Source organism: Mesobacillus sp., assembly GCF_049588175.1.
Taxonomy (GTDB): domain Bacteria; phylum Bacillota; class Bacilli; order Bacillales; family Cytobacillaceae; genus Mesobacillus.
Genome location: NZ_JBAVFI010000153.1, coordinates 1 through 2728, shown reverse-complemented (window position 1 = coordinate 2728; position 2728 = coordinate 1). Strand labels below are relative to the sequence as shown.

Sequence of the window (2728 nt, the reverse complement as noted above, 5' to 3'; positions counted from 1 at the left end):
CTTCTAAAGTATTCAAAAGCCAGGTTATGTAATACCTTTGCCTTTCGATCATGTGAATTACAAAGTTCACAGCTTTTGATTAAGCTTTCAAACCTATGAATCGTTTCTTTAAAATCTCCATCATCTTTTACTTGAATCGCCATAAGCATTTCTGTATCAATCACTCTCAGATAGTTATTAATTTCTTTAAAAAATTGACGCGATTTATCTGCAAAAAAATAAGCCATAACTGGTGATTCATTTAAATGATACGCGACTGCTAAATGAAAGGTATATTCCTTGTTATTGTAATCTGCATCATTTATTGACTTTAATGCTTGAATTGCTTTGGGATTTTCATGTTTCGCTAAATAGTAAACTCCTAAAACGTGTTTGAATAGATTAGCTTCGTAGGTTGATAATTTATGTTCTTTCTTTTGGATTTCATTGATGATTTCTAATGCTTCCTCGGTCAAATTATGCATGAGTAAATACCGAACCCGAAGTAATTTGTAAAGATTGATATAATCAGAGATCTGAATTAAATCTTCTTGCTCAAGTTCATGATTAATAAGATCCATTTCTTCCAATAATTGCATGACAATAACATCATGCCAATGATTTAAACGCTTTTTTATATTATTAAGTTTTATTAATTCTTTTTCGATATTTATACCTAGTCGCTCGGATAAAAGAGTGATAATTTCAGGTGCATATTCAGTATGTAAACGCTCAATTTTACTAATATGTGTTCCAGAACAAATCCCTTTTCCTAATTGCTCCTGAGTCATTTGGTATTTTTCCCGATAAAACTTAATGATTTTCCCCTCATTCATATTGAATTTCTCCTTTTAGAATAATATTTGGATGTGATTGAGTAGTAGGAAAACCAAGATTCCCCCAAGTACAAAAATGATTTTTTCGATATAGTTTAACAATTGTCATTTTCTTGAAATCTAAGGGTTGAAATTTTACAAATAACCGTTCACATTCTTCTAGTTTGACAATATTCTACAAGGTTTTTGACACTTGGTGCAGTTGAATTAGGACAACTTGTAGAACAATTCCCCCAATTTACCGCAAATAAAAGCTCAAGTACAATATGAATTAATAGAGTTATCTAATTATTCATACTCTTATTTTACACTATCTTTCTTTAGGTAGGAAAGCGATGCTCATAGGAATATGTAACCATTTTATTAGGGGGGAAACTTGCTAGATTACTATTTTTAAAAAGTATTAAATTTAAAATTTACAGCATAAATCAAATTAGTTAAAGGAGCGTTAATTTATGAAAATTCGAAAGAAACAATTTCTAAATGTTATGGTATCAGGTGTAATAGCATCTGGCCTTCTTACATCTTATTTAATGCCTCAACAAAAATCTTATGCGATTTCAAATTCTGCTGAATCGATCTTAAAAGGACTATCCGAAGAACAACGACAGTCTATAAAACGATTAACCCCACAAGAAGGATTCATAATTGATCCAAGTTTGTTGTCACTTAAAGATAATACCGCAAATGTCATTGTTGAGTTCAAAACAACTCCGGTCGAAAATGCTCAGCAATCAAATTCAAAAGGTACCTCAAAAAATAAAGCAGAAAAGGTAAAAGGGGAACAAGAATATTTCAAGCAACGTTTAGAGGAACTTTTTAAGAAAAAGAAGGAGTCAAACCAAACTTTAAAAGAAAATTCACTTCAATATCAAATTAAACAAACTTACCAGAATGTATTTAATGGAATGGCTATGACGATTCCTACAAGTGAAATTAATACCTTGCTTGAGACTGGTGTAGTCAAAAGGATTTGGAAAGACAATGTCGTTAGTTTACCGAAAAATGAATCGACTATTACACAAGAACCAACAACTGGAAAAGTAATTCCGCCAGCGCTTCCTCATATAGGAGTTGATCGTTTACATAATGAGGGCTTAAAAGGACAAGGAATAAAAGTTGGTGTACTTGATACAGGGATTGACTATAATCACCCTGATTTAAAAGATGTTTATAAAGGCGGGTATGATTTTGTCGAAAATGATTCTGATCCAATGGAAACAACTAGAGAGCAATGGCTTGCATCTGGTCAACCTGAAACGATAAATGGTAGTTCATACTATACAGAACACGGAACTCATGTTGCTGGTACTATCGCATCTAACCCTAAAAATGATGTTGATTATGCAATGACAGGTGTAGCTCCGAATGTTGACTTGTATGCATATCGAGTATTAGGAGAATATGGATCAGGATATGATTCATCGGTTATTGCAGGTATAGAAAGAGCGGTTGAAGATGGAATGGATGTTATTAATTTATCATTAGGTAATGGTAATAATCATTCCTTAGACGCTACATCTGTAGCAATCAACAATGCAGCATTAAAAGGGGTCATACCAGTTATAGCCGGAGGAAATGCAGGGCCAAATCCTGGTACGTTAGGTTCACCAGGTGCTTCTCCACTAGCAATCACTGTTGGTGCAAGTGATGTACCTACTGATATTCCAACCGTTAAAGCAAGTTTAGCAGATATTTCAGTTCAAAATACTTTAATGGGGCATGGCCTTGGTAAGGATTATCTACAATTAATTGATAAAGAGTATGATGTTGTTGAAGTAGGAATTGGTACAGAAGAGGATTATACTGACAAAGATGTAAATGGGAAAGTGGCATTAATTTCTCGTGGCACTATTTCTTTTGATGAAAAAATCCGCCGTGCTCATGATAAAGGTGCCGCAGCTGTGTTGATA

2 protein-coding genes are annotated in these 2728 nt (G+C 33.4%); one reads left to right on the top strand and one right to left on the bottom strand.

Annotated elements, in window-relative coordinates; translation table 11 throughout:
• Positions 1-815, bottom strand: an 815-nt coding sequence (locus WB217_RS03720) for a helix-turn-helix domain-containing protein (RefSeq protein WP_423990759.1), incomplete at its 3' end; no start/stop codon positions are given.
• Between the two features lie 455 nt (positions 816-1270).
• Between WB217_RS03720 and WB217_RS03715 the strand changes: the two genes are divergently transcribed.
• Positions 1271-2728, top strand: a 1458-nt coding sequence (locus tag WB217_RS03715; protein ID WP_423990757.1) for a S8 family serine peptidase, incomplete at its 3' end; no start/stop codon positions are given.